Source organism: Streptomyces sp. SID14436 (assembly GCF_010548465.1).
Taxonomy (GTDB): Bacteria; Actinomycetota; Actinomycetes; order Streptomycetales; family Streptomycetaceae; genus Streptomyces.
In genome coordinates this window covers 1-228 of the sequence record NZ_JAAGMD010000830.1, presented here as the reverse complement: position 1 = coordinate 228, position 228 = coordinate 1, and the positions used below count along the sequence as shown (strand labels likewise).

The window sequence follows — 228 nt, the reverse complement described above, 5'->3', positions numbered from 1 at the left end:
CCCGGCCTACGAGGACCCGGCGACCTCCAGCCGGGTGCTGTCCGTGCACCGCGCCGGGTTCAAGCAGCTCCTGGACGAGGCCGCCGTCGGGGACACCATCCGGATCGCCGACGCGGCGAGGCTGTTCCGGTCAGTGGCGGACATCATCGCCCTGCGGCCGGTGCTCATCCGGCGGGGCCTGCACCTGCGGGTGGAGTCCGGGCTGCTGTCCGGGATCGACCTTGCCTC

At 73.2% G+C, this 228-nt stretch carries 1 protein-coding gene; it reads left to right on the top strand.

Going from position 1 to position 228, the window contains the following annotated elements; genetic code table 11:
• A partial coding sequence (locus tag G3I53_RS30065; protein WP_164438972.1) for a recombinase family protein occupies positions 1-228 on the top strand: 228 nt, incomplete at both ends.